General features: G+C 71.8%; 22 protein-coding genes. 12 read left to right on the top strand and 10 right to left on the bottom strand.

Annotated elements, in window-relative coordinates:
- Nucleotides 1-99: 99 nt before the first annotated feature.
- A complete protein-coding gene (locus LXT23_RS02565) occupies nt 100-369 on the top strand; it encodes a hypothetical protein (protein WP_253978446.1) in 270 nt (89 codons plus the stop codon).
- Between the two features lie 61 nt (nt 370-430).
- Here the strand turns inward: LXT23_RS02565 and LXT23_RS02560 are convergent, their stop codons facing one another.
- The 3 genes from LXT23_RS02560 to LXT23_RS02550 are packed head-to-tail and all read right to left on the bottom strand — an operon-like array spanning nt 431 to nt 4,099.
- The gene (locus tag LXT23_RS02560; RefSeq protein ID WP_253978445.1) at nt 431-1,870 is read right to left on the bottom strand and encodes an aldehyde dehydrogenase family protein; all 1,440 of its coding nucleotides are present in this window, start codon (nt 1,868-1,870) and stop codon (nt 431-433) included.
- Nucleotides 1,871-1,929: 59 nt separating this feature from the next.
- On the bottom strand, nt 1,930-3,384 hold the full coding sequence (locus LXT23_RS02555; RefSeq protein ID WP_253978444.1) for an aldehyde dehydrogenase family protein: 1,455 nt from the start codon (nt 3,382-3,384) through the stop codon (nt 1,930-1,932).
- Between the two features lie 34 nt (nt 3,385-3,418).
- Nucleotides 3,419-4,099: a TetR/AcrR family transcriptional regulator gene (locus tag LXT23_RS02550; protein ID WP_253978443.1), complete on the bottom strand. Its 681-nt coding sequence runs from the start codon at nt 4,097-4,099 to the stop codon at nt 3,419-3,421.
- A 117-nt stretch (nt 4,100-4,216) separates the two neighbouring features.
- On the opposite strand from LXT23_RS02550, the gene LXT23_RS02545 reads away from it, so the two are divergent.
- From LXT23_RS02545 to LXT23_RS02540, 3 genes are read left to right on the top strand one after another with little or no spacing between them, the layout of a single operon-like run.
- A complete protein-coding gene (locus tag LXT23_RS02545; RefSeq protein WP_253978442.1) occupies nt 4,217-4,846 on the top strand; it encodes a phospholipase D-like domain-containing protein in 630 nt (209 codons plus the stop codon).
- Complete coding sequence (locus tag LXT23_RS49510; protein ID WP_256560490.1) at nt 4,843-4,974, top strand: hypothetical protein; 132 nt, start codon at nt 4,843-4,845, stop codon at nt 4,972-4,974. Before LXT23_RS02545 ends, LXT23_RS49510 begins: the two co-directional genes overlap by 4 nt.
- A 34-nt stretch (nt 4,975-5,008) precedes the next feature.
- Nucleotides 5,009-6,328: a sensor histidine kinase gene (locus LXT23_RS02540; protein WP_253978441.1), complete on the top strand. Its 1,320-nt coding sequence runs from the start codon at nt 5,009-5,011 to the stop codon at nt 6,326-6,328.
- Nucleotides 6,329-6,394: 66 nt separating this feature from the next.
- Here the strand turns inward: LXT23_RS02540 and LXT23_RS02535 are convergent, their stop codons facing one another.
- The 3 genes from LXT23_RS02535 to LXT23_RS02525 all read right to left on the bottom strand — a co-directional run bounded on the left by LXT23_RS02535 (nt 6,395) and on the right by LXT23_RS02525 (nt 8,638).
- Complete coding sequence (locus tag LXT23_RS02535; RefSeq protein WP_253978440.1) at nt 6,395-7,126, bottom strand: helix-turn-helix transcriptional regulator; 732 nt, start codon at nt 7,124-7,126, stop codon at nt 6,395-6,397.
- Nucleotides 7,127-7,206: 80 nt separating this feature from the next.
- Nucleotides 7,207-8,106, bottom strand: a complete 900-nt coding sequence (locus LXT23_RS02530) for a fatty acid desaturase family protein (protein WP_253978439.1) — start codon at nt 8,104-8,106, stop codon at nt 7,207-7,209.
- Nucleotides 8,107-8,269: 163 nt separating this feature from the next.
- The gene (locus tag LXT23_RS02525; protein ID WP_253978438.1) at nt 8,270-8,638 is read right to left on the bottom strand and encodes a helix-turn-helix transcriptional regulator; all 369 of its coding nucleotides are present in this window, start codon (nt 8,636-8,638) and stop codon (nt 8,270-8,272) included.
- A 416-nt stretch (nt 8,639-9,054) separates the two neighbouring features.
- Between LXT23_RS02525 and LXT23_RS02520 the strand changes: the two genes are divergently transcribed.
- From LXT23_RS02520 to LXT23_RS02510, 3 genes are read left to right on the top strand one after another with little or no spacing between them, the layout of a single operon-like run.
- The gene (locus LXT23_RS02520; protein WP_253978437.1) at nt 9,055-10,983 is read left to right on the top strand and encodes a HEAT repeat domain-containing protein; all 1,929 of its coding nucleotides are present in this window, start codon (nt 9,055-9,057) and stop codon (nt 10,981-10,983) included.
- A 40-nt stretch (nt 10,984-11,023) separates the two neighbouring features.
- Complete coding sequence (locus LXT23_RS02515) at nt 11,024-11,983, top strand: ParA family protein (RefSeq protein WP_253978436.1); 960 nt, start codon at nt 11,024-11,026, stop codon at nt 11,981-11,983.
- 8 nt (nt 11,984-11,991) lie between these two features.
- Complete coding sequence (locus tag LXT23_RS02510) at nt 11,992-13,191, top strand: extensin-like protein (protein ID WP_253978435.1); 1,200 nt, start codon at nt 11,992-11,994, stop codon at nt 13,189-13,191.
- A 75-nt stretch (nt 13,192-13,266) separates the two neighbouring features.
- Here the strand turns inward: LXT23_RS02510 and LXT23_RS02505 are convergent, their stop codons facing one another.
- Genes LXT23_RS02505 through LXT23_RS02495 form a run of 3 tightly spaced genes read right to left on the bottom strand, consistent with a single transcriptional unit; the run spans nt 13,267 to nt 17,307 of the window.
- The gene (locus LXT23_RS02505; protein WP_253978434.1) at nt 13,267-14,280 is read right to left on the bottom strand and encodes a M48 family metalloprotease; all 1,014 of its coding nucleotides are present in this window, start codon (nt 14,278-14,280) and stop codon (nt 13,267-13,269) included.
- Nucleotides 14,280-14,870, bottom strand: coding sequence for an SH3 domain-containing protein (locus tag LXT23_RS02500; protein ID WP_407692861.1), 591 nt, complete (start codon nt 14,868-14,870; stop codon nt 14,280-14,282). The genes LXT23_RS02505 and LXT23_RS02500 overlap by 1 nt, the downstream gene beginning before the upstream one ends.
- 28 nt (nt 14,871-14,898) lie before the next feature.
- On the bottom strand, nt 14,899-17,307 hold the full coding sequence (locus LXT23_RS02495; RefSeq protein WP_253978432.1) for a CHASE2 domain-containing protein: 2,409 nt from the start codon (nt 17,305-17,307) through the stop codon (nt 14,899-14,901).
- Nucleotides 17,308-17,687: 380 nt separating this feature from the next.
- Here LXT23_RS02495 and LXT23_RS02490 point away from each other — a divergent pair, with 380 nt between their 5' ends.
- Nucleotides 17,688-18,893 carry a hypothetical protein gene (locus tag LXT23_RS02490; RefSeq protein WP_253978431.1) on the top strand — a complete coding sequence of 402 codons (1,206 nt, stop codon included), beginning with the start codon at nt 17,688-17,690 and terminating at the stop codon, nt 18,891-18,893.
- 1 nt (nt 18,894) lies between these two features.
- Complete coding sequence (locus tag LXT23_RS02485; protein ID WP_253978430.1) at nt 18,895-19,671, top strand: ferritin-like domain-containing protein; 777 nt, start codon at nt 18,895-18,897, stop codon at nt 19,669-19,671.
- A 9-nt stretch (nt 19,672-19,680) separates the two neighbouring features.
- On the opposite strand, the gene LXT23_RS02480 is transcribed toward LXT23_RS02485, so the two are convergent.
- The gene (locus LXT23_RS02480; protein ID WP_253978429.1) at nt 19,681-20,271 is read right to left on the bottom strand and encodes a DUF924 family protein; all 591 of its coding nucleotides are present in this window, start codon (nt 20,269-20,271) and stop codon (nt 19,681-19,683) included.
- A 125-nt stretch (nt 20,272-20,396) separates the two neighbouring features.
- Here LXT23_RS02480 and LXT23_RS02475 point away from each other — a divergent pair, with 125 nt between their 5' ends.
- The 3 genes from LXT23_RS02475 to LXT23_RS02465 all read left to right on the top strand — a co-directional run bounded on the left by LXT23_RS02475 (nt 20,397) and on the right by LXT23_RS02465 (nt 24,670).
- Nucleotides 20,397-20,945: a TspO/MBR family protein gene (locus tag LXT23_RS02475; protein WP_253978428.1), complete on the top strand. Its 549-nt coding sequence runs from the start codon at nt 20,397-20,399 to the stop codon at nt 20,943-20,945.
- Between the two features lie 99 nt (nt 20,946-21,044).
- A complete protein-coding gene (locus LXT23_RS02470) occupies nt 21,045-21,701 on the top strand; it encodes an RNA polymerase sigma factor (RefSeq protein ID WP_253978427.1) in 657 nt (218 codons plus the stop codon).
- Nucleotides 21,698-24,670 carry a CHAT domain-containing protein gene (locus tag LXT23_RS02465; protein WP_253978426.1) on the top strand — a complete coding sequence of 991 codons (2,973 nt, stop codon included), beginning with the start codon at nt 21,698-21,700 and terminating at the stop codon, nt 24,668-24,670. The genes LXT23_RS02470 and LXT23_RS02465 overlap by 4 nt, the downstream gene beginning before the upstream one ends.
- Nucleotides 24,671-24,734 lie beyond the last annotated feature (64 nt).

Here is a 24,734-nt window from a genome sequence, read left to right as displayed (position 1 = left end):
CGCCGGCCGTGACGCGTGCCGCGATGCAACCAGGGGCCCGAGCCGGGAAGATGTGGCTTCCAGCAAGAAGGCTGGACTCGCACCTTCAAGGAGCTCGACATGAGGCAGTCACGGTTCGTCTCGATGCGGAGCGCGGTCCTCCTGTTGTCGGCGCTGTTCACCGTGGCTTGTGGAGGAGGCCCGGTGGCGGAGGAGGGTGCGCCACTGGAGCCCGAAGCCTCCGAGAGCACGGACGTCTCCGCGCAGGCGTACACCTGTGGCGAGACGGCGGGCACGTGCGCGCCCGGGTACAAGTGCTGCTACCCGTGCGGCGTGGAGGGCTGCCCGTGGCAGTGCATGGCGGTGAACCGCTGTCCCTTCATCCCGTAGGGCCGCGCTGAAGCCCGCGCCCGCCGGCCTGCCCGGCGGGTGCTTCTCGAGGCCCGAAACCCTACTCGAACAGCCGGCTCGCCAGCCGCGCCAGCTTCTGCGCCTTGCCGGTGTACGGCGGGAAGAACAGGTGCGCCAGCGACGTGCGCCCCTGGCGCAGCACCGCGCGCTCGTGGCTGAACGTGCGGAAGCCCGTCTCGCCGTGGTACGCGCCCACGCCGCTCTGCCCCACGCCGCCGAAGGGCAGGTTGGGGTTCGCGTTGTGCAGCACCACCGTGTTGATGCAGGTGCCGCCCGCGCTCGTCTCGCGCAGCACCCGCTCCACCGTCGCCTCGTCCTGGCTGAACACGTAGAGCGCCAGCGGCTTGCCCCCCGCGCGCACCTGCGCCACCACCTCGTCCAGGGACTCGTACCGGAGCACCGGCAGCACCGGCCCGAAAATCTCCTCGTCCATGATGGGCGCGTCCGGCGTCACGTCCGCCAGCACCGTGGGCGCGATGTAGCGCGTCTCCGCGTCCACGCCGCCCCCCGCCACCACGCGCGCGCCCGCCGTCACCGAGCGGTCCATCAGCCCCCGCACCCGCTTGAAGGCCCCGTCATCCACCATGCGACAGAAGTCCTGGCACGCGCGCCGCGCCTCCTCGGAGCGGCCATAGAAGCGCTCCAGCGCGTCCTTCATCGCCGCCAGCAGCGCCTCCTCGCGCGACGCGTGTACCCAGACATGGTCCGGGGCGATGCACGTCTGCCCCGCGTTGAGGAACTTCCCCCACACCACCCGCTCGGCCGTGCTCTCGAGGTCCGCCGTCGCGTCGACGATGACGGGCGACTTGCCGCCCAGCTCCAGCGTCACCCCGGCCAGGTGCCTCGCCGCGGCCTCCATCACCCGCCGGCCCACGCGCGGGCCACCCGTGAAGAAGAAGTGGTCGAACGGCAGGCGCAGGAGCGCCTCACCCACCTCCGGGCCGCCTTCCACCAGGGCGACTTCGTCCTCGGGGAACGCGTCGCGCAGCAGCTCGGCCAGGAAGCGCGCCGTGTGCGGCGTCTTCTCGCTGGGCTTGCACATGACGACGTTGCCCGCCGCCACCGCCGCCACCAGCGGAGACACCAGCAGGTTGAAGGGGTAGTTCCACGGGGCCACCACCAGCACCACGCCCTTCGCCTCGGACTGCACGAAGCTGGAGGTGCCCGTCAGCAGGAGCGGCGTCGTCACCTTCCGGGGCTTCATCCACCCCTTGAGGTGCTTCTGCGCGTGCGCCAGCTCCTGGAGCACCGGCATCACCTCGGTGGCCTCCACCTCCGCGCGCGGCTTGCGGAAGTCCGCGTGGATGGCGTCCGCCAGCGCCTCGCGCCGCGCGACGATGAGCTCCTTGAGCTTCTCCAGCCGGGCCAGTCGCTCCTTCGCGCCGCGCCGCGCCACGTCCCAGCGACGCGCCTGCAGGCGTTCGAACGCCTCTCGCACGCCTTGCGGCACCTGCTCCTCTGCCAGCTTCACCACGTGCATGGACCGGCTCCTCCCGGGGGTGCCCCTTTCGGGAACACCGCCCGCACCGGCCATCTTGCCTACTCCATCAGCCGGGTCGCGCGGGAGGCCATTTCCTGCGCCTTTCCGCGATACGGCGGGAAGAACACCGAGGCCAGCGACTTCATCCACTGCACCGTCACCGCGCGCTCATGGCTGAAGGTCCGGAAGCCGTAGACGCCGTGGTAGTTGCCCAGGCCACTCATTCCCACCCCGCCGAAGGGCAGGTTCGGGTTGGCCACGTGGATGAGGACGTTGTTCACCACCGCCCCGCCGGACGTGGTGTTCTGGAAGATGTCCTCGATGGCCCGCTTGTCCTGGCTGAACACGTAGAGCGCCAGGGGCTTGCCGCCGCTGCGGACGTGGGCGTAGACCTCCTCGCGCTTCTGGTAGGTCATCACCGGCAGCACCGGGCCGAAGATTTCGCCCTCCATCACCGGCATGTCCGCCTTCACGCCCGACAGCACGGTGGGGGCCACGTAGCGCGAGGGCCCGTCCGCCGCCCCGCCCACCTCCACCTTCGCCCCCACGGCCACCGAGCGGTCGACCAGGTCCTTCACCCGCCGCCACGCCGCCGGGTCCACAATGCGCGAGAAGTCCGGGCTCGCCTGCCGCTCCGTCTCCGTGCCGCCGTAGAAGCGGGTGATGACCGTCTTCATCGCCTCCACCAGCTCGCGCTCGCGCGAGGCGTGGACGAAGACGTAGTCCGGCGCCACGCACGTCTGGCCGCTGTTGATGAACTTGCCCCAGCAGAGACTCTCGGCGGTGGCCGTGATGTTCGCCGTCTCGTCGACGATGACGGGCGACTTGCCGCCCAGCTCCAGCGTCACGCTGGCCAGGTGCTTCGCCGCCGCGTGCATGACCTTCTGGCCGATGCGCGGGTTGCCCGTGAAGAAGATGTGGTCGAAGGGCAGCTCCAGCAGCGCCTCTGCCGTCTCCGCGCCGCCCTCGAACAGGGCCACCTCGTGCTCGGGGAAGACGTCCTTCACCAGCCGCGCCAGGAAGCGCGAGGTGTGCGGCGTCTTCTCGCTGGGCTTGCACATCACGGTGTTGCCCGCGGAGATGGCCGCAATCAGCGGCGCCATCAGCAGCTGGAACGGGTAGTTCCACGGCGACAGCACCAGCACCACGCCCTTGGCCTCGTAGCGCACGTGGCTGGACGAGCCCGCCAGCAGCAGCGGCGTGCCCACCCGCGTGGGCTTCATCCACGACTTGAGGTGCTTCACCGTGTGGTTCAGCTCCTCCAGCGTGGGGTGCACCTCCGTCAGCTCCACCTCCATGGCGGGCTTGTGGAAGTCGCGGTGGATGGCGTCCGCCAGCTCCGCGCGCCGGGCGACAATCGCCTCGCGCAGCCGCTTGAGCCGGGCAATGCGCTCGGCGGCGGTGGTGCGCGACATCGTCCAGCGGTGCGCGCGCTGCGCCTCGAACACCGCGCGCATGCGCTCGGCTTCGGCGGAGGGCTTCGTCTCGACAGGGGCGGGGAGGGCTTCCAGCATGGGCGTGCTCCAGTGCGGGGAAAGGGGTGGGACTTCAGCGGGCCTCGAGCCCGCGCAGCAGGGTGGTGAGGGCGGCGGTCAGCTCGGCGGTGAAGTCCACGCGCAGCGGGGCCATGTGCGGCAGGGCGAGCACCTCGCGCGTCACCGGCGCCAGGTCCGCCATCTGCCGCAGGCCCGTGACGAGCGCGTTCATCTGCATGATGAAGCGCGGCCCGTCCCCCGCCTTCAGGAAGGGGAGCCGCGCCTCCACCTTCGCCCCGGTGCCCAGCAGCGCCGCCAGCAGCCGCTCCTTGAAGGGCCGCAGCTGCGCCGCCGTCACGTTCTGCTCCAGCACCGTCTGGAGCAGCGCGAGCAGCCGCGTCAGCGCCTCCTCGCCGTCCAGCGACTCGGCCACCGTGCGCGCGAGCCTCGGGCCCGTCCACGCACCGTCACCCGGCTCCAGCAGCCCGTCGAGCTTGTCGAACCACGTGAAGAGCAGGTCCTCCAGCAGCGCGAGGAACAGCGCCTCCTTCGTGGGGAAGTAGAGGAACACCGTCCCCTTGGCCAGCTGCGCCCGCTCGGCGACGTCCGCCATCTTCACGTCCCCGTAGGACGTGGCCTGGTACAGCTCCAGCGCCTCATCCAGGATGAGCCGCCGCCGCGCCTCCTTGTCCTCGTCCTTGCGCGCCCGCTGGGGCAGCGGCCGCCGCGCCTTCGCCGCTGACTGGCTCACCATGCCTTCTCAAGTAGGTGACCGGCAGTCAGTCGTCAAGTGACTTGCGGTCATTTGTACGGAAGCCCGAGGACGGGCGCCCGCTGGCTGTATGTAGGCGGGTGTGCGAGACTGGGCGTCATGCGTCCCATCGAAGCGGAGCTCCTGTCGGGCAGCGGGCTGTACCGGGAGGTGGTGCTGGAGAAGCTGCTCCACGCGCGCGAGTCGGTGTGGATGGCCACGGCCAACGTGAAGGCGATGTTCGTGGAGCACGGCGGGCGCTTCGTCCCGCTGGTGGAGGTGCTGGACACGCTGGCGGCGCGCGGCGTGGCGCTGCGGCTGTTGCACGCGGAGCTGCCCAGCCGGCCCTTCCGCGCGGCCTTCGACAAGCGGGCCCGGCTGGTGGCGGGCGGGCTGGCGCTCAAGGTGTGTCCGCGCGTGCACTTCAAGGCCGTCGTCGTCGACGGGGCGTGGGCCTACCTGGGCAGCGCCAACCTCACCGGCGCGGGGCTGGGCGCCAAGGGTGACACCGTGCGCAACTTCGAGCTGGGCTTCGTCACCGAGGACTTCGACGTCATCGACCGGGTGACGGCGCTCTACGAGTCGGTGTGGGGCGGCGCGGAGTGCCGGACGTGTCGACTGCGCACGCTCTGTCCGGACCCCATCTTGCCCGCGAGCCGGCGGATGGTGGAAAAGCCAGACTCCCGGGGCGCCGCGCGGCTGGGCAAGGCCCGTCGCCTGCGGCGCCACACCTCGGAGCCCCGCCGATGATGACGCTCTCCTTCACTCCCAAGACGCGCTCCACCCGTCCCGGCGGGCCGCTGGCGGACGTCCCCGGCCTCGCGGCCTGCGTCCAGCGGCACACGTCCCGTCCCGCCGCCTGGCGGGCGCTGAAGTAGGCCCCTGCGCCCGCCCGCCCCAGGAACCCGCTCCTTGTCCCAGGACGTCCCCACCGCCCCGCTGCCCGCCGAGCTGGAAGCCCACCTGCGGCTGCGGCGCCGCAACTACCTGCTGTGCGCGCTGGGGCTGACGCTCTCCGGCGCCACGCACCCGCTGACGCTGGGCCGGCTGATTCCAGAGGTCCTGGCCGTCCACGTGGCGTGGAGTGCCGTCTTCATCGTGCTGGGCGTGGCGGTGAGGGCGCGCTGGGTGGACTCGAAGACGGGCAGCGCGCTGGCCGCCCTCGTGAGCCTCGTGGCGCTGTTGCTCGTCATCCGCTTCACCGGCGGCCTGGCCAGTCCCTTCTTCCCCGGGTTGTACGCGGTGCCGCTCATCATCGCGGTCTTCACGCCGGGGCACCGGCAGCCCACGCTGGTGGCGTGCGCGCTGACGCTGGTGTCGCTGCTGCTGACGTGCTGGTGGTCCCGCGCGTCGCCGCGCGATGCGCTGGCGCAGGTGTTCTCCTTCGTCTTCATCGCGTGGGTGTCCGTCTATGGCGGGCGCACGTTCCGCCGGCTGCGCGACGCGGAGCGCGAGGCGGACCGGGAGCGCGTGGAGGCGTTGCAGCGGCTGGCGGAGAGCGAGCGGCTGCGCGCCCAGGCCGAGCGCAACCGCGCGGAGATGGAGCGGCTGGCGGTGGTGGGCAAGCTGGCCGCGGGCGTGGCGCACGAGGTGAACAACCCGCTGGCCTACGTGAAGTCCAACCTGGGCTTCCTGGAGGAGGAGCTGCGCGAGCCGGCGCCGGACGTGGAGGAGCTGCGCCGCGTGCTGGAGGAGACGCAGCAGGGCGTGCAGCGCATCCAGCAGATTGTCGCGGACCTGCGCCGCTTCTCGCGCGACGCGACGGACGCGGAGGAGCACTGCGCGGTGGAGGACGCGGTGGCGGAGGCGGACCGGCTGGCGTCGGTGCGGCTGCGCAGCCTGGGCGAGGTGGTGCGGGAGCTCGCCCCGGGCCTGCCTCGCGTGCGCATCAGCCAGCGCCACCTGGTGCAGGTGCTGGTGAACCTGCTGCTCAACGCGGCGGACGCGCTGGAGACCATGGAGCCCCGCCGCCCGGCGCGCATCGTCGTGCGCTCCACGCGGGAGGAGACGGGCGTGCGGGTGGACGTGGAGGACAACGGCCCCGGCATCCCCGACGCCGTGCTGCCGCGCCTGTTCGAGCCCTTCTTCACCACCAAGCCCCCGGGCAAGGGCACCGGCCTGGGCCTGGCCCTGTGCCGCGAGTACGTGGCGCGCGCCGGAGGCACCCTGGTGGCGGAGAACCGCCCGGAGGGTGGGGCGCGCTTCACCCTGCGACTGCCCGGAGTCTCGTGACAAGCACGGACCCGGGGCTGGTGCCCACCCTCACGGTGACGTACCCGCACCCCTGACGCCGGACTGCTACTCGCCACCCTGGGTGGAGGGCTCCGCGGCCGTCTCCTCCCCGGCCTCCGTGGACGCCTTGCCCTGCTGCGCGTCCCGCCACGCGCTGGGGGACGTGCCCACCAGCTTGCGGAACAGGCTGCTGAAGTGCTGGAGCGACGCGCAGCCCACCTCCACCGCCACGGCGGTGAGCTTCATGTCCGTCTCCAGCAGCAGCGCCTGCGCCATGCGCACCTGCACGGCATTCAGCTCCGCCTGGAAGGACGTGCCCGCCTCCTTCAGCCGCCGCTGCAGCGTCCGCTCGGACATGCCCATCTCCCGGGCCACGTCCGACAGATTCACGTCCGGCAGCTTGCCCTTCATCACCTGGTGCAGCTCGCGCAAGAGCGGCGACTGGCCGGTGGCCTCGGCGACCAGGTCATTCAGCTTCGCCAGCAGCGGCGCCGCCAGCGCCTCCGGGTGGCCCAGCCACGCCAGCGCCTCGGCCGGGTCGCTGAAGGCGCGGCTGGGGTACGCGCCGGACAAGAGCGTGTAGAAGCCGCCCACCACCGCGCCCACGACGCCCTCCGGACGCACCAGCGCCTGCTTCAGCACGGAGGTGCTGAAGGCCTTCTCCCGGGGCTGCATGTACTTCACCAGGACGGCGAAGGCGGACGGGTCCGCGGCCTCCAGCCGGCGCGCGTCCACCAGCGAGGCGTGGGGCTTCGCGGGCGCCAGCTCCACGTCCAGAATCTGCACGAGCCGCCGCACCTGCGACTCACCCGGGCGTCCCCACAGGATGAAGCCGCACAGGTCCGCCGAGGCGTACCAATGGAGGAAGCCCTCCCCGACTACGTAACGGCCGAGGGGGTCCCGGAGGTAATCGTCGACTCCGTCTGCCGATCGCACGGCCTGGCAGAATAGCGCCGAATGATGCGGGCCACCCACAAGGGATTGATGGGCGAAAGTCCGGTAATCAGCGCCGGACGGACCAGGCCCGAGGCGGCGAGCTCCCGGGTGGCCGCCGGCAGCTCGTACCAGGGCGTCTGCGGCTTCAGGTGGTGGGCCTGGTGGAAGCCCGCATTGAAGAAGAAGAGGTTGTAGAAGCGCGACGTGGACGTATTGCCCAGTGCGTCACGCTGGCTGGCGTCCGTCTCGAAGTGTGCCGCCAGGTTGAGCCAGAGGATGCACACCTGGCCCACCAGCAGGACGGCCCACCACGCCAGCCCCAGCGCCGGCTTCCAGACGACGAGCGCCAGCAGGGTGCCGTCCACCACCAGGAAGTCGATGACCAGCTCCAGCCGCTGCTTGCGCTTGGTCGCCGCCTTCCAGACGTGGCCCACCGCCTCGAAGGGCCAGAACCAGGGCGACAGCGCCGAGCGCAGGCAGTAGCGCACGGCCCCCTCGCCGGGGCGCCGCTGGCCCCAGTCCCCCGGCCCGTCGTTGTACTTGTGGTGGTTGAAGTGGTGGATGTAGTAGCCGCGGTAGGGGAAGCCGCAGGCCATGCCCAGCGTCCGGGACACCACCCAGTGCGCCAGCTTCGGCCGGGCGGTGGAGACGTGCATGTGGTTGTGCAGGACGGCGTAGTTCCAGAACAGCACCGCCCAGCCCAGCGCGCACATCCCCAGCCGGCCCGCCACCCCCAGCCCGTCCCAGCTCAGCACGAAGGCGGGAAACCACACCCACCACAACGCGTGGACCGCGAGCTGGGGCAGGTCGAAGCTGGGCGTCGGCGGGGGGGCGCGAGTCATGAAGACTCTAAGTACGCCCGCCCCGCCGCCGCCGCTTCACTCCACGCGCCAAGCGCTTGCGCCAGAACGAAACTTCCCTCACATCCAGGGTCCCCCCCGCCCCGGTCTGAGTCCGTCCTGGCTCCCTCTCTTCCACGTGGGGTGGAAGAGAGGGACGGCGCGCTCAGTTCTCGAGCGCGTTGGCCACCTGCCCCAGCAGCCGCAGCCGGGGCGCGTCCAGCTTGCGCACGGTGCGCAGCAGGCGGCGGACTTCGGGACGCTCGCGGTACTCCGGCGGGTCCTCGGCGAGCGCGGGCGCGCCTTCGACTCCGGCGACTCCCGCCATGCCGAGCAGCACGTCCGAGGAGCAGTTGAGGACCAGACACAGCTTCCTCAGCGTGCGCACGCTGGGGAGCATGTGGCCGCGCTCCAGGCGGCCGTAGACTTCCGTGGCGATGCCGACGCGCTCGGCGACGTCGGCCTGGGTGAGCTCCAGCCGCTGCCGGGCCGCGCGAACCGCGTTTCCAATGATGGTGGCCAGTCGTTGTTCCATGGCGTGCGGAAACCTGTCGAAAAGAGGGCTTGTCCCCCCGCATTCGAGCGGAGAGGCGCCGGGGAGAAGTGACTTCGGTTGGCCGCCTCGTGGAACACAGACTACGAGTCGGGTCTGACATTCCGGGGCTCCCGGAAGGGCGTGTGGAAGCGTCCGGAATCGGGCGGGTTTCCGACCTCGCGAGGGCCCTGCGGGCGCGGGGGGCACGGCGGCGCGAGGCCCGAAAAATCGGCCTGCGCGGCGTTGTCAACGGCGCGGTGGATGCACAGGGGAAAAGCCCTGGTGTTTCCGGGGTTTACGAAGGCGGGAGGTCTGACATAGGTTGGGCGCCCCGGTGGGTCCCGGGGAACCGGTGCATGCCTCCGGTCTACGGAGCCGGGGGTGCATCGCGCCTCGCGGGGAGGGCTGTACAGGTCGTGAGCGACGAGCGTCCGGACGCGCTGCTCAAGAGCGCACTCGAAAAAATCGTCTACTTCGAGGCTCGCGCGGAGCAGCTGCACAGCGAGCTGGACTCGACGCGCGAGGAGATGGCGCACCTGAAGCGCGAGCTGGCGGAGACGCACCAGCGCGAGCTGGAGCTGCGGCGCGAGGTGGCGGAGCTGGAGGTCCGCATCGCCCGCATGCAGGCCGAGCGCGAGGAGCTGACGCGGCTCAACCAGGCGCTGCGCGGCGAGCGCCACCAGCTCATGGACAAGCTGCTGGACGCCAGCCGCATCCGCTCGTCGGCGCAGGAGCGCGACGAGGAGGACGACGACCTGGGGCTGGACCTGGCGTCGTTCATCTCCCAGCTTCGCAGCGAGGTGCTGCTGCGCGGCGAGGCGGGGCCGGTGGCGCAGGGCGTGGTGGTGCCTCCGGTGCGCGGCCCGTCCGTGCCGCTGCGCGAGACGGCCGGCACCGCGTCCGACAGCGAGCCGCCCGTCGCGTCCGCGGAGCGGTCTCCCGAGAGGTTCGAGCGGGGGATGGAGGGCCTGTCGCCGGTGGCGCGCGAGGCGCAGCGCTTCTTCCAGGCGGGCCGGCTGGGCGTGAGCGCGGCGCAGCAGGCGGAGCTGTCCGCGCACGCGGGGCTGTCCGCGCACGCGAGCTTCGGTGGCTCGACGGACGAGACGCTGTTCGGCTTCTCGGTGCGCGAGCTGTCCGCGCAGGACTCCGCCGCCCGGGTTCGCGCCGCGGAGCGACTGAAGGCGCTGGCACAGCCGGCCGCCGCGCCCGCGCTGGCCACGGCGCTGCATGCGGAGACGGACCCCACGGCGCAGGTGGCGCTGCTGCAGGCGTTCGCCTCGCTGTGCCGGGAGCAGGGGGCGTCGGTGGTGTCGCCGCTGCTGTCGTCGCCGGTACCGGAGGTGCGCATCGCCGCGCTGAAGGCGCTGCTGACGCTGGCGCCCAAGGACGCGGCGCCGCACCTGGCGCAGGCGATGAAGGACCCGGACCGCTCGGTGCGCCGCCGGGCGTCGCTGCTGGCGCTGGGGCTCGAGGGTGAGACGGCGCGCCGGCTGGGCGAAGAGGCCATCCACGACGCGGACCCGGAGGCTCGCGCACTGGCTGCTCTGGCGCTCGGCGCGGGGAGTGGCGAGAACGCCCGTGCGCTGCTGCTGGGCGCGCTGGCGGACCGCGAGCCGCGCGTGCGCAAGGCGGCCGCGCAGAGCCTGTCGCGCATCCTCGGGCATGACGTGTCCGCGGTGGTGGACCTGGATGACACGCATCGGCGCCGGGAGATCCGCCGGCTGGCGACGCTGCCCGTGAAGCCCGTGCGCGCCCGGCTGGAGCAGCCCCGGCCCGTGACTGTCGCTCCCGTGGCCCACGCAGTCGCGATGATGGCCGTGCCCGAGCAGGTCCTGGTGGCCACGGCTTCCGCTCCGGCGCAGGTGCTGGTCGGCGCGACGGTGCAGGCCCGGATGGGTGCTGCTCCGCCGCAGGCCCTGGCCGCTGCCTCGAATGGCGCCACCGCGCAGGTCCGAGCCCCGAGTCCTGCCCCGGTCATGGCCGCCGCTCCCGCGCGGAACCCGGCCGGAACGCCTCCCGCCCAGCCGCCTCGCGCCGCTCCGCCCGCCCAGCGTCTGTCCCCCGTGCAGGCGGCCCTGGTGGCCATGGGCGCCGTGCATGCGCAGGCCGCCGCGCCGGCCCCCGCGCCCGTCGAGCCCCGCCCGGCCCCGGCCCGCGCTGTCTCGCCCATCGAGGAGCTCTGCACCCGGATGCTGTCGGAGGTCCGCCTGGCGGTCCGAGGCCGCTCGCTCGTCGAGCTGGCAGTCGCCCTGTCGGCTCCCTCGGAGCTCGCCCAGGAGGCGCTCACCCTCCTGTCCGCCAGGGGAGCGGTGGTCCGAAGGGGGCACAAATACTTCGCCGCTTGAGGCAAGTTAGCCGTTCCGCACGTCTTGCGAAGGGTCGTCCATGGAAGCGCCGACGTACAGCTCCAAGCAGGTGGCCGAGATGCTCGGCGTGTCCCCGAAGCAGATTCCGCCGGAGTCGCGGAAGGACACCTACACCCCGGATGACATCTGGGAGCTGCGCACCACGCTGAACGCCTTCCCCGCGCGCATCGGCCACCGCCGCCAGCTCTTCCTCAACTTCAAGGGCGGCACCGGCAAGACGTCCCTGTCCACCTCCTACGCCTGGCGCCTGGCGGAGCTGGGCTACGCCGTCCTCCTCATCGACCTCGACAGCCAGGGCCACGCCACCAAGTGCCTCGGCTACGAGGGCGAGGACTTCGAGAAGACGCTCCTGGACGTCCTCGTCCGCAAGACGCCGCTCGCCAAGGTCATCCAGAAGTCCACCCTGCCCAACCTGGACTTCGTCCCGTCCAACCTGACGATGTCCACCATGGACCTGGCGCTGATGCCCATGTCCGGTCGCGAGTTCAAGCTGCGCAACGCCCTCAAGGACGTGGAGGCGCAGTACGACGTCATCGTCTTCGACGCGCCCCCGTCCTTCGGCCTGCTCAACCTCAACGCGCTGATGGCGGCGAACGACCTGCTCGTCCCCGTGCTCGCGGACTTCCTGTCCTTCCACGGCCTCAAGCTGCTGTTCGAAACGGTGCAGAGCCTGGAGGAGGACCTGAACCACGTGCTCGACCACGTCTTCATCGTGGTCAACTCGTTCAACGCCACCTTCAAGCTGGCGAAGGAGGCGCTGGAGGCGCTGCAGACGCACTACCCGGAGTTCCTGCTGCCCACCATCATCCGGCAGTGCACCAAGTTCGCGCAGGCCTCCAGTGAGGGCCGCCCGGTGTTCGTCGCGGACCCCACGTCCAAGGGGGCCAGCGACATCCAGGCCATGATTGACAACATCCTGCCGCGCCTCGTCGCCGCGGCCGCCGCCGCCCCGAAGAAGGGCACCCAGCAGGCCGGCTGAGAACCGCCATGAAGAAAGCCTTCGAACAGAACGTGTCCCGCGCCAAGCCGCGCCTCCGCCTGGGGGCGCTGACCGGCCTCATCGACCCGGCCGAGGGCTCCGCGCCCGCCGAGTCGGACGCTGTCGCCGAGTCCGCTCCGCCGCCCGCCGCCGAGGCCCCGGACCTGTCCGCCGAGGTGCGCGCCCGCATCGAGCGCGCCCGCGCTCCGCGCCCCACCGCCGCCGAGGCCATGGACGCCGCCCTGCGCGCCCAGGAGTCCGCCGCGGACGAGCCCGTCACCTACGCGTCTCCAGAGCCCGAGCCGGTGGAGCCGCAGGCCCGCTACGAGGCCGCGCCCGCCGCCGAGCCCGTCACCTACGCCGCGCCGCCCGCGGCGCTCCACCTGGACGGCCTCATGTCCGGGCCTCCGCCGGAGCACCCCATGACGCAGGCCTCGGCCCATGCCTCGCTGCCCCACGTCACCGCCACCGTCGCCGAGCCGGTGGCCCGCGTGGAGGCGCCGCCCACGGAGGTGGAGGTCCAGACGCCAGCCTCTCCGCGCGAGGACGCGCACGACTCCGCGGGACGCCGCGAGCGGCTGAAGGCGCGCCTCAAGGCCGTGCGGGAGAACCCGCGCCCGGAGCCGCTGCCGGCCACCGTGGCCGAGGCGGGCCAGCGCGCCGTGGAGCGCATCACCCACCTGCAGTCCGAGCTGGTGAAGGTGAAGGCGCTCAACCTCTCCCTCACGCAGGACCTCGAGGTGTCGCGCCGCCAGGCGGAGAAGGCCACCGAGGAGGCCCGCCTGCGCATGGACGAGGCGCGCCGGCTGACCTCGGAGATGGAAGGCCGGGTGAAGCTGCTGGCCGACCTGGAGCGCGAGCTGTCCGCGCTGGAGGGCGAGCGCGACGAGGCGCTCCTGTCCCTCCAGGAGACCCGTCAGGCCCTGCAGGCCGCGGCGCGCGAGCGCGAGGCGCTGGAGGACGAGGTCGCCCGGGGCAAGCAGTCGCTCGTGGACAGCCTCGCCGAGGAGGAGCGGCTCGCCGGAGAGCTGGAGGCCGCCAAGGACGAGACGGTGTCCCTGCGCCGCACCGTGGAGGCGCTCCAGGGGGAGCGCGACGTGCTGGCCCAGCAGGTGGCCTCGCTCACCGCCGAGCGCGCCGAGCTGCTGGAGGCGCGCAAGGCCCTGGAGTCCGTGCACCGCGCGCTCAGCCAGGCGATGGTGCGCTGAAGCGCCACGTGCTTGCTGCAACGAAGGGGCGGCGGCCACCCGGAAGCGGGAGCCGCGCGCCCCTTCTGCTTTTCGCTACTTCGAGTCCTTCGCCACGCCCGTGCCGGAGCGGATGACGGCCAGGGCCGCCGTGTTCAGCGGAGGAGACCTGAGCCCCTCGGTGGCCAGCTCCGCGAACTCGCCTTCCTTCGCCTTCAGCGAGCTGGTGTACGCGATGAGCTTCTTCACCCGGTCCGACTTCGACGGGTGCCGGGACGAGAAGGTCGTGTTCTCGGTCGTCTTCGCGATGAGCCGGCGGTAGTCGTCCGGGTCGTACCCCGCGGACACCATGAGCTGGGCCGCCATCTTGTCCGCCTCGAACTCCATCTCCTTGGAGTTGCCCTTGTCGAAGAGGCCGAGGGTGTCCTCGGCCAGGCTCCCCAGCAGGCCGGGCTCCTTGTCCAGGTCCAGCGTGCCATCGCCGCTCTTGCTCGAGGACAGCAGCGCCACCGCGCCCGGAGAGAGGACGGCCTCTCCCATCGCGGCCATCTTGCAGGTCTTCACCTTGGTGTCGTTGTACTGACGGATGGCGTGCTTGAGCACGACATGGGCGATTTCATGCGCCAGCACACCCGCGAGCTGGCCCTCGTTCTCCACCGACTCCAGGACCTTGCGCGAGATGAAGACGTAGCCGCCGGGCGCGGACACCGCGTTGAACTGCTGCTTGTCGTCGATGACGCCGAACGTCCACTCCAGCGTGGGACGGGGCGACTGCGCCGCCAGGTTCTTCCCCACGGTGTTGACGTAGTCGTGCAGCGCCTCGCCCGGCCGCCTCGGCTGGTGCTGCGTGCCGTCCTTCGGCGGAGCCTCCAGCACCAGCCCGCCGCCGCGCTGCACGAAGTGGATGGCCAGCGCGCCGCCCAGGGCGTACTCCTCCGCCACGGCCGGCTCGACATCCAGCTTCTTGCACTCCTCCGCCTTCTCCGCCGCCTCACCCATCTTGCCCAGGAGGTTGTCGCCCTTGGTGAGGTTGGAGGCATTGAAGCCGCCGCAGGGCGCCGCCAGCACGCCCACGCCCAGCGCCGCGAGCACCGTCATTCGCAGCCCCATCACTTCACCGCCTTCTTCTTCGAGCCCTTGGCGGGCGCCTGGGGGGCCGCCTGCGCCACCTTCTCCGTGGGCCCCACCACCGGGAAGAGCCCCGCTTCCTCCACATGCGCGGCGATGGCCTCCGTGGACACCGCCTTGGCCAGCGCCTCCACCGCCTTGATGTCGCTGACGGCCTTCGCGTAGTCGCCCTTCTTGCCGTTGCCGTACTTCTCGGCGCCGGGGCTGAGCGCCTTCACCGCGGCGCCACTGGCGACGAACTTCTTCGGGTCCATCGTCTGCTTGCCGTTCGGGTCGACGACGATTTCCATGTTGGGCCGCGTGGTGGACAGGTTCGTCTGGAAGACGAAGCCCTTCTTCCCGCCCGGCGCCTCCACGCGGTGCCACTGCTTGTTCGTCGCGTCGGCGCCCTCCCACTTCACAGTGTCCCCAGGCTGGAGGATGACCACCGCGTTGTCCGTGGGGGACGGGCTCACCATCACCCGCGTGTTCTTCGCCTTCACGTACAGCGTCCCGCCGACCTTCACGGCGCCCGCCAGGCCCGGAAGGCCCAGCGCCAGCGCCACGGCGACCATGCCTGCTCTCGTTCTCATCCGCATGCCTCCCAGGCTCCTCTCCAGCTCACTTGTCCAGGCTCGCCACGCCGTCGAACTCCGGCGGCGGCGCCTTGGCGTACTTGTGGCAGCGCTCCAGCAGCGCCTGCGTGGGCCCGTCCTCCGGGTCCTCGGCCTTCCGTGCCTCCAGCACCGCCGCGGCCTCCGCGAAGCGCGCCTCGCGGTAGAGCGCCAGGGCCGCGTGGTAGCGCTCCACCGTCACCTGCTTGTGCGCGTCCAGCCCGCCCTTGAGCGCCAGCAGCTCGTACACCGTGACGGCCTCCGTCTTGCCGGCCACGCGCACCCGGTCCAGCTCGCGCACCTCGATGTGCTCCTTCGCCAGCTCGTACGTGCGCGGGCCAATCATGATGACGGAGCCATACGCCTTGTTCGCGCCCTCCAGCCGCGCGGCCAGGTTCATCCCGTCGCCGATGGCCGTGTAGCTGAAGAGCTGCTCGCTGCCGAAGTTGCCCACGAAGTTCACCGCGCTGTTGAGGCCGATGCGCGTGTACATGTCCGGCAGGCCCTGGACGCGGAACTCCTCGCGCAGCCGGTCCACCTCCGCCTTCGCCGCCAGCGCCCCCCGGCAGGCCCGCACCGCATGGTCCGGCTGGCGCATGGGCGCGCCGTAGAGGCACACCACCGCGTCGCCGATGTACTTGTCCAGGCACCCGCCCTCCTTCAGCAGCGCGCCACTCACCCGCGTCAGATACGTATTGAGGATGCGAACCAGGCTGCGCGGGTCCTGCTTGAAGCGCTCGCTGAAGGTGGAGAAGCCGCGGATGTCGCTGAAGAAGGCGGTGATTTCGACATTCTCCCCGTCCAGCCGGGGCAGCTCGCGCTGGGAAATCATCTGCTCCACCAGCTTGGGCTCCATGAAGCGGCTGAAGGCCTGCCGGATGAACTCCGCTTCCTTGTTGGCCACCAGGTGGTTGAAGGCCACGGCGGCGACGCTGGCCAGCATGCCCGCCAGCGAGGGCAGGGCGGTGAGCAGCACCATGCCCGTCTTCGCCAGCACCGGGCCCGTCACCCAATGCATGCCCAGGTAGAGCGCCAGCGGCCACGCGATTTCCAGCGGCGTCCACCGCGTCGTCATCAGCAGCACGACGGAGACGAGCGCCACCCCGAAGACGAGCAGCAGGCTCAGCCACAGCGGCGCGCGGGTGAAGAAGCGGCCGTTCCCCAGCAGCGTGTCCAGCACCGTCGCCTGCTTCACCAGGCCGGGCACGACGGGGGAGAAGGGCGTGGCCTTGACGTCGTTGAGCCCCACCGCGTTGCCGCCGATGACCACCACCTTGTCGCGGAAGAGGCCGGGCGGCAGCCGCGTGGGCTGGCCCGCGTTGCGCCGCGCCCAGTCGTCCAGCACCTTCAGCAGCGGCACCGCCTCGAAGCGCTCGTAGAACTCACCGCCGAAGTCGATGGCCGTGTCGCCCTCCGCGTCCACCGTGTACTCGCGCGTGCCCAGCCGCAGCGTGTGCTCCGACAGCTCCACCTCGCTGGCGCCCAGGATGCCCGCCGCCGCGCGCACCGGCAGCGTCGGGTACGTGTTGACGCCGTCCGTGTACGCGAAGCGCGTGCGCCGCATGAACCCGTCCGGGTCCGACTCCGCGTCCACCAGCCCGAAGCCATCCGCCGCGCCCACCAGCAGGGGAATGGGCGGCACCGGGTGCTGCGGCTGCATCACGCCCTCGGACTCCTGCTCCAGGGTCGGCAGCACGCGGCCCTCCACGCGCACCGGGAAGGCCACCGCGCGGGCCATCGCCTCGGGAGTGACTTCCGGCACGGCCTCCGCGTCCGGAACGTCCTCGAACTGCGCTGTGCCGTCCTCGGGGAACTCCTCGCCCGAAGGGGAGGGCTCCTCCTGGGACGGCGGCAGGGCCTCCGTGGGCAGCGCGTCCTGCGCGGAGGCCACGGGAGCCGCAGCCGGGGCCGGTGCGCTCGGCGCCGGGGCGCTGAAGTCCGCGCGGGGCGCATTGGAGGACATGCCCACGAAGAAGGGCACCCGTGTGTCGCGCAGCGTCTGCGCGAAGGCCAGGTCCATGCCCGTGTCCGTGGAGGGCTCGTCCATCACCGCGTCGAAGACGATGGCGCGCGCGCCCTCGGCCTCGAGTTGCTCCACCACCCGCGCCCACAGGTTGCGGCTGTAGGGCCAGTTCCCGAAGTTGAGCGCGTACTGCTTGTTGGCGCGGATGTTGTCCAGGCTCCACTGGTCGATGGCCAGCACCACCACGTGCGGTGACTTCCCGCGCCCGTCGGTGAAGCCGGTCACCATCTTGTCGTAGGCGCCCCGCTCGGCCTCTTCCAGCCAGCCGCCCAGTGACTCGCCCAGCAGATGGCACACGGCCGCCAGCGTGGTGGCCAGCACCGCCACGCCCAGCATCAGCCGCCAGTGGTTGCGCCACCGCGACTTCAGAATCTTCCAGCGCTCGCCTGCCACGGCCCCCTCTTGCGAAGCGTGCTGCGGTTCACACTACCTCAGTCGCCGTCCCGCCCGGCATCCGCCATCCGGTGGCGCCTGGCCTGCTCGACTCCCCGGAAAACCTTCCATCACCGTCGCCTCTGCTCCAGGCGGGCAGTCAGGCCCGCGTCCGGTGTCTCGACGGCCGCCCGGACTCCAGATTCATCAGCCAGTTCGAGGGGATGCGATACCCAGTGGACCTGGGTCCATACCAGCCGGCCAGCCGAGCCTCCGACGACCCTGGCGGTTGACGGGCGACGGCTCGCCCCGTGTTTGCCGGACTCCCCTCGCGACCGGACCTTATGCGCCGATGCGGAGGGCACGAGGCCTTCCGACAGCCCCGCGCGAAGGAGTCAGACGTGGCCCTGGATATCTTCAAGGAAAAAGGCGTTCCACTCGATAGACAGGTCTTCACCTGGAAGGACCTCGTCCGGCGCCCCTACAGCAAGCTGGATGACGACGCCTTCACCCGCGTCTGTGTCATCTACATGAACGGCATCATGGCGGACGCGCTGCGCACCAAGCACGCCATGGCCCGCATGAACCGGGACCTCCGCGAGCAGCTCGCGCTCATCCGCCGCGTCGAGCAGTTCGAGCAGACGCTCATCAACTGGCTGAACCCGCCGGACCAGACCCCGCTGGAGACCACGCTCGGCTTCGAGCAGGTCGCCATCGAGGTGACGGCCAGCGTCGCCCTGCGTGAGCCGGACCCGTACCTGGCGCAGACGTACCGCTTCGGCCTGCTCGAGGACTTCGACCACCTGTACCGGTACGGCGCGCTCTACGACCGGCTCGAGGGCAAGGACCCCAACAACATCACCCAGTCCTATACGGACATCACCCCCGGCCGGCCCACGTCCGTGGAGCACCGCTACCCGCTGGATGACCTGCGCCGTCCCTACGACAAGCGCACCGCGCACCCGCTCACCAAGATTCACGCGATGAGCATCACCGCCGCGGAGAACCAGACGCACGACTACTACATGACGGTGGGCCCGTTCTTCACCGACCCGGTGGCGCGCCAGCTCTACGCGGAGATTGCCGCCATCGAGGAGCAGCACACCTCCATGTACGAGTCGCTGCTGGACCCGAGTGAGTCGCTCCTGGAGAAGTGCGTCCTCCACGAGGCCATGCAGGTCTACAACTTCTACTCGTGCCTGGCGTACGAGAAGAACCCGCGCATCAAGGAGATCTGGCAGCGCTTCACGGACTACGAGCTGGGACAGCTCCACCACGTGATTCAGCTCTTCCAGCAGGTGGAAGGCCGTGACGCGGCGGAAATCCTCCCCGCGACGATGCCGGACCCCATCGGCTTCAAGGAACACCGCGAGTTCGTCCGCAAGACGCTGAACCAGGAAGAGGACCTCGCCTCCAACGGCCCCGACTACGTGCGCATGGCGGAGCTGCCGAGGGACCACCGCTCGTTCGTCTACCGCGACCAGCTCAACTCCGAGGGCTCGCCCTCCGAGACGGTGGCGGCGGGCTACCAATGGACTCCCGGGACGGAGCTCGCTGCTCGCGCGGCGCGCATGGGCTCGGTGCTGGAAGGAAAGAAGGTTCACTGACATGAAGAAGACGACCAGCGACATGGGCATGAACAAGACGGGCATCGCCACCTCGCCCGTGGACAGCGCGGACATCATCCAGGAGGCGCAGAAGCGGCAGCCCAGCCACCTGGGTGACGAGACGCTCCTCATCAAGGTGCGCCAGCAGTACGCGCGGGAGAGCCCGGGCGTGGGCAGCGTGCCGCCCCCGGCCAGCCTCAAGGGCGTGGCCAAGACGGCGGTGGACATGCTCAAGGGCTCCAAGCCCACCGTGTTCATCGACAAGCTGGGGGAACGGCTCGCCTTCGAGCGCACCGGCACCCGGCTCTACCAGGGGGCGCTCGCCAAGTTCGACGTCCTCGGCAGCTGGGAGGGCGGCCCCACCCGCGAGGGCCTGCAGCGCATCCTCAACGACGAGATGTCCCACTTCGCCCTGATGACCGAGTCCCTGACGAAGCTGGGCGCGGACCCCACGGCGGTGACGCCCTGCGCGGACGTGGGAGCCGTGACGTCCATGGGCCTGCCCGCCGTCGTCAGCGACCCGCGGATGAACCTGCGCGACACGCTGCACGCGCTGCTGGTGGCGGAGCTGACGGACAACGCCGGCTGGGAGATGCTCATCGAGCTGGCGCGCGGCCTGGGCCATGACACCCTGGCGGACCGCTTCCAGCTCGCCCTGGACGCGGAGGCCGAGCACCTCACCCTGGTGCGCGGCTGGCTGTCCGCGGGCGTCACCCTGGAGGCCCGCGCGGAGCCGGTGCCCCAGGCCTCGCCCACCCTCAACGCCACGCCGCTGTAGCGGCGGGCGTCAGAACGCCGAGCCCGGCTCCTGGAGGAAGCTCTCTTCCTCCGGAGTGGACGGGCGCCCCAGCGCGCCGTTGCGGTGGGGGAAGCGGCCGAAGCGCTCGATGACGTCCCGGTGCCGCCGGGCGTAGTCGAGCGAGTCGCGGCTGTCGCGGTGGTACAGCGCCAGCATCTCGAAGAGGGCCACGGCCAGCCGCTGGTCATGGACCTCTTCGCTGTGCTCGAAGGGCAGGTACATGAACCACCGCCACACCGGCGGCAGCGTCATGTCCAGCCCCCGCGCCAGCGCATGCCGGGCCACGTCGCGCGCCAGCGCATCCGTGGCGAATGCCCGCGGCGTGCCCCGGAAGACGTTCCTCGGAATCTGGTCCAGGAGCAGCACCAGCGCCAGGCAGCTCCGGGCCTCGTCCTTCCATGCCCCCAGCTTCCCCGCGGCGGCCGCCTCGTGCGCCTCCAGGAAACGCTGCTGGCACTCCGCGTCGAACGCGGCGTCCCGCTCCCACCACCGTTCTTGAGGACGCGCGCTGTCGGGGTTGCGGACGGGGTCCGGCGGTCGACCGAACCAGAAGCCAAGCACTTCCTCCGCGCTCACCATGCGACGCCTCCAGAACCGTGGGGGGACTTCATTTGTACATCGCCCGACGCCATGGTGGCGGCGAAGCAGGCCCGGCACCACCTTCCAGCCAACAGTGGCGGACCGCAGGCCACGGGAGGTCTGGGATGCAGACGACGAAGGTGGAACCGACGACGCGGACGGTGCCGGGCCCGGTGAAGCGCACGGCCCTCAACCCCACGCTGCGCACGGAGTCGGTGGTGGCGCTGGGCACCTTTGGCGCGCTCGCGTTCGGCGCGGCGGCGCTGGGCAGCCGGCAGAGCTCCGCCGACCAGCGCTGGTTCCGGCGCCTGCGCAAGCCTCCCTTCCAGCCGCCACCCAAGGTGTTCGCCCCGGTGTGGACGGTGCTGTATGGCCTCATCGCCGTCTCCGGCTGGCGGGTGTGGACGGCGCCGGCGGGGCCCGCGCGCTCCAAGGCGCTGGCCTGGTGGGGCGTCCAGCTGGGCCTCAACGCCGCCTGGTCCTGGCTCTTCTTCGGCCGCCACCAGCCGCGCCGCGCCCTGGCGGACAACGTGGCGCTGCTGGGCAGCATCGGCGCCTACGTGGCCACGACGCGGAACGTGGACCGCCCGGCCGCCTGGCTGGTCGCGCCCTACCTGACGTGGGTGGGCTTCGCCAACGTCCTCAACGCCGAAATCGTCCGCCGCAACCCGTAGCCTTCCCCCTCTGAGGGGGCCGGGGCCCGGGGCGGAAAATCCACGAAAAAATCCTCCCCGGGAAGATGGGCGGGGGCCGCCGTTGTGAAGGCGACCGCCATGAACGCCTTCGCCCTCTCGCCGCACGCCCTGCTGTCCAGCCCGTTGCTGACGCGGAGCTTGACGGCCCGGGACGTGACGGGTCAGCCTGCACCCCGAGTGGAAAGCAGGCCCCTGTCATCGCCGACCCTGGACAGCCGGTGGTTCGCGGCATTCGCCCGGGAGCACGAGGCGGCCTTGCAGGCCACCGCGCTGCGCCTGTGCGGGAATGCCGCGGATGCGCGCGACCTCGTCCAGGACACCCTGGAGCGTGGGCTCCGCAACCTCGCGAAGTACAAGCCCGGCACGGACGGGCGCGCGTGGCTGCTCACCATCCTCCACCACCTCTTCATCGACCGGTGCCGCTCCCGCACGCGTGAGCGCCGGGCGGACGTGTCCGCCGAGGACATGGAGGAGCGCATCGCCGCTCCCGAGGTGGAGACCGCCCCCGCCTGGGCCGCCATCAGCCCGGAGCAGCTGCGCGAGGCGCTGGAGAAGCTGCCCGAGGAGTTCCGCACCGTGTACCGGCTGCACGCCCTGGAGGGCAGGTCCTACGTGGAGATCGCCGAGCGACTGGGCATTCCCAAGGCCACCGTGGGCACGCGCCTCATCCGCGCGCGCCGCCGGCTGAAGGAGCTGCTGATGCCCACGCCTCCGGGCGAGGCGGAGGGCACATGAGCGCGCTGGAGCCCACCGACATCCACGACCAGGTCCAGGCCTTCGCGGACGGCGAGCTGTCCCCTGAGGAGGCGGACACCTTCCGCGTGCACCTGGGCACGTGCGCGCAGTGCCAGGCGGACCTCGACGACATCCTCCAGCTCCAGGCGCTCTCGTCGCGGCTGGTGGACGTGGAGCAGCAGGAGGTGGCCCCCGCGCCGCCGCCGCGTCAGGAGGCGGAGCCGCGGCGCGCCTTCCGTCCGGCGTGGAGCCGCCGCAACCGCGTGGCCGCGGCCGCGCTGGCGGGCTCGCTGGCCGCCGTGCTCGCGCTGGTGGTGCTGCGCTCACCGGGCCTGTCCACGGGGCAGGGGGCCGAGGCGCTGGCCCTGGCGCCCACGCGCTCGCTGGAGGCGCGGCTGAGCTGGGAGGGCGCCAGCGCGCACCGGCCCTACGGCGTGCTGCGCTCGGGCGAGGAGCGTCCCCGGGAGCTGGTGCCGCTGCAGAAGCTGGCGAAGCTGGAGGAGGCGGGAGACCTGCACGGGCTGGCCACCGGCCACCTGCTGCGCGGCGAGCGGGAGCAGGCGGCGGAGTACCTGCAGCGCGCGCCGGCCTCGCCGGACGTGGACAGCGACCGGGCGGTGGTGGCGCTGTCGAAGGGCGAGCTGGAAGAGGCCCTCATCCTGCTGGACGGCGTGCTGGAGAAGCACCCCCGGCACCCGCAGGCGCTGTGGAACCGGGCGCTGGTGCTGCGCGAGCTGGGGCTGGACGCGGTGGCGGCCGACGCCTTCGACGCGGTGGCGGCGCTGGGTGAGCCGGGCTGGGCGGAGGAGGCGAAGGAGCGCGCCTCGGCCCTGCGGCGCAACCTGGAGGGGCAGCGTGGGACGTGGGAAGAGGCGGGCAAGGCCGGCAAGCTGCTGGCCACGCAGGGCACGCCCTTTCCGGACGCCCTGGCCCGCGCGGTGCCGGGCACGGCGCGCAACTGGTTCAACATCTCCGTGTGGGCGGCTCCGACCCCGGAGCGCGTGAAGGCGCTGCTGCCGCTGGCCCGCGTGCTGGACGCGCACTACGGCGGGGACACCCTGGAGCGCTACGCCACCCGCGTGGCCGGCCTGGACTTCCAGCGCCGCGGCCCGCTGGCCGAGCGCTTCCTCCAGGTGCTGCTGGGCACCTTCGACATGAAGGGGCTGGACGCGTACGTGCGCGAGCTGTCCGCCACCGGCAACTCGGACCTCCTGCTGGGCGTGCTGCCCCTGGCGGGCCAGCTGCCCGCGCGCATCGCCGAGTACGAGCAGGCCGCGAAGACGCTGGGCGACCCGTGGCTGCTGCTCAACGGCGAGCGCGAGCGCGCCATGGGGGAGTACACCCGGGGCGACCTGGCCGGCGCCGAGGCGCGGCTGCTGCGCGCGCTGGCCGAGTGCCAGGCGGCGAAGGCGGACTTCCGCTGCGCCCAGGTGGAGCACCTGCTCTCGCACATCTACAAGGACGAGCACCGGCTGGTGGAGGCGCGCGAGCACGCCATGGCCGGCCTCGAGTGGGCGCGGCGGACGCAGGAGTGGACGCTGCAGGCGGACCTGCTGCTGGTGATGGGCGACATGGCGCGCTTCCGCAACGCCTTCGCGCTGACCCGGGCGTACCTCCAGGAGCAGGCCCTGCGCGACAGGGGCTGCGCGGCGCAGCGCCACGTGCACGAGAGCCTGGCCTCGCTGCACGTCTTCGCCCTGCGGCCCCAGGCGGCCCGCGCGGAGCTGGAGCGGGCGCCCGCGTGTGAGCTGCCCCTCTTCCTCAATGGCGCCTTCGTGCTGGCGGACCTCGCCCGGTTGGACTCGCGCCCGGACGACGTGGAGCGCGTGCGTGACGGCCTGAAGAAGCTGGACGCGGCGGGCTGGCTGCGCCCGGGCGAGCGGGTGATGGCCACGCACATCGAGGGCCGCGCCGTCAGCACCCGCGACGCCGAGGCGGGCCGCGCGCTGCTGCGCCAGGCCATCTCCGACGGCGCCCGGCTGGGCCCGGCGGACCCGGTGGCCGCGAAGGCGCGCGCCTACAGCTACTCGTCCCTCATCCTCGACGCCGGCAACCGCCAGGACTGGGCCGGGGCGCTGGCCCTCTTCGCCGAGGAGCTCGGGGCCCCGGTGCCCTCGCGCTGCGAGGTGGGCGTGGAGGTGCACGACGAGCGCACCGTGGTGGCCGCGCGCGGCGCTTCTGGCGAGCTGCTGGGCCACTCCGACGCGAGCCGCCGCTCGCCGGACTTCGACGTGACGAAGCTGGTGCCCGCGCCGCTGGTGTCCGCGCTGAAGCCGTGCGAGCACGTGCGCGTCTTCGCCCGCTACCCCGTGCACGGCCAGGCGGGGCTGCTGCCGGCGGAGCTGGCGTGGAGCTACGTGGCGGGCGCGAAGCGGGTGGCGCCGTCGGTGTCCGCCCCCCGGCCCCTGCTGGTGCACGACGTGGCGGCGCCGGCCTCGCTGGGCCTGCCCCGGCTGCGCAGCTGGTCGCAGCCCGCGGAGCCCTCGCCGCGCCGGGTGGAGCTGACGGGCGCCGCCGCCACGCCGTCGCGGCTGCTCGCGGAGCTGGCGGACGCCACCGAGGTGGAAATCCACGCGCACGGCCTGGTGAACCTGGGCGTGTCGGACGCCTCGCTGCTGGTGATGGCGCCGGAGGCGGGGGGCCGCTACGCGCTCACCGCGGGCGAGGTGCGGCGGCAGCAGCTCAAGGGCGCGCCGGTGGTGCTGCTCGGGGCCTGCCAGGCCGCGAGGACGGCGCCCTACCTCCACGCGCCGTGGAGCCTCCCCGTCGCCTTCGCCGAGGCGGGCGCGCGCGCCGTCATCGCCTCGCCCATCGACATCCCGGACGCCGAGGCCGGGCCCTTCTTCTCACGCGTCATGCAACGCATCCGCTCCGGCACCCCGGCCGCCGTCGCGCTCCGGGATGAGCGCATCCGCGTGCTGTCGTCACAGCCGGACAGCTGGGTGAAGACCGTCGTGGTCTTCGAGTAGCCCGGCACCAGCAGTCCCCTCAGTCCCCTCAGTCCACCGTACCGCGCGCTCGGCCCCCCAGGGC

Source organism: Pyxidicoccus xibeiensis, assembly GCF_024198175.1.
Taxonomy (GTDB): domain Bacteria; phylum Myxococcota; class Myxococcia; order Myxococcales; family Myxococcaceae; genus Myxococcus; species Myxococcus xibeiensis.
The sequence above is the reverse complement of the archived record's forward strand: the minus strand, read 5'-3'. Positions and strand labels throughout refer to the sequence as shown.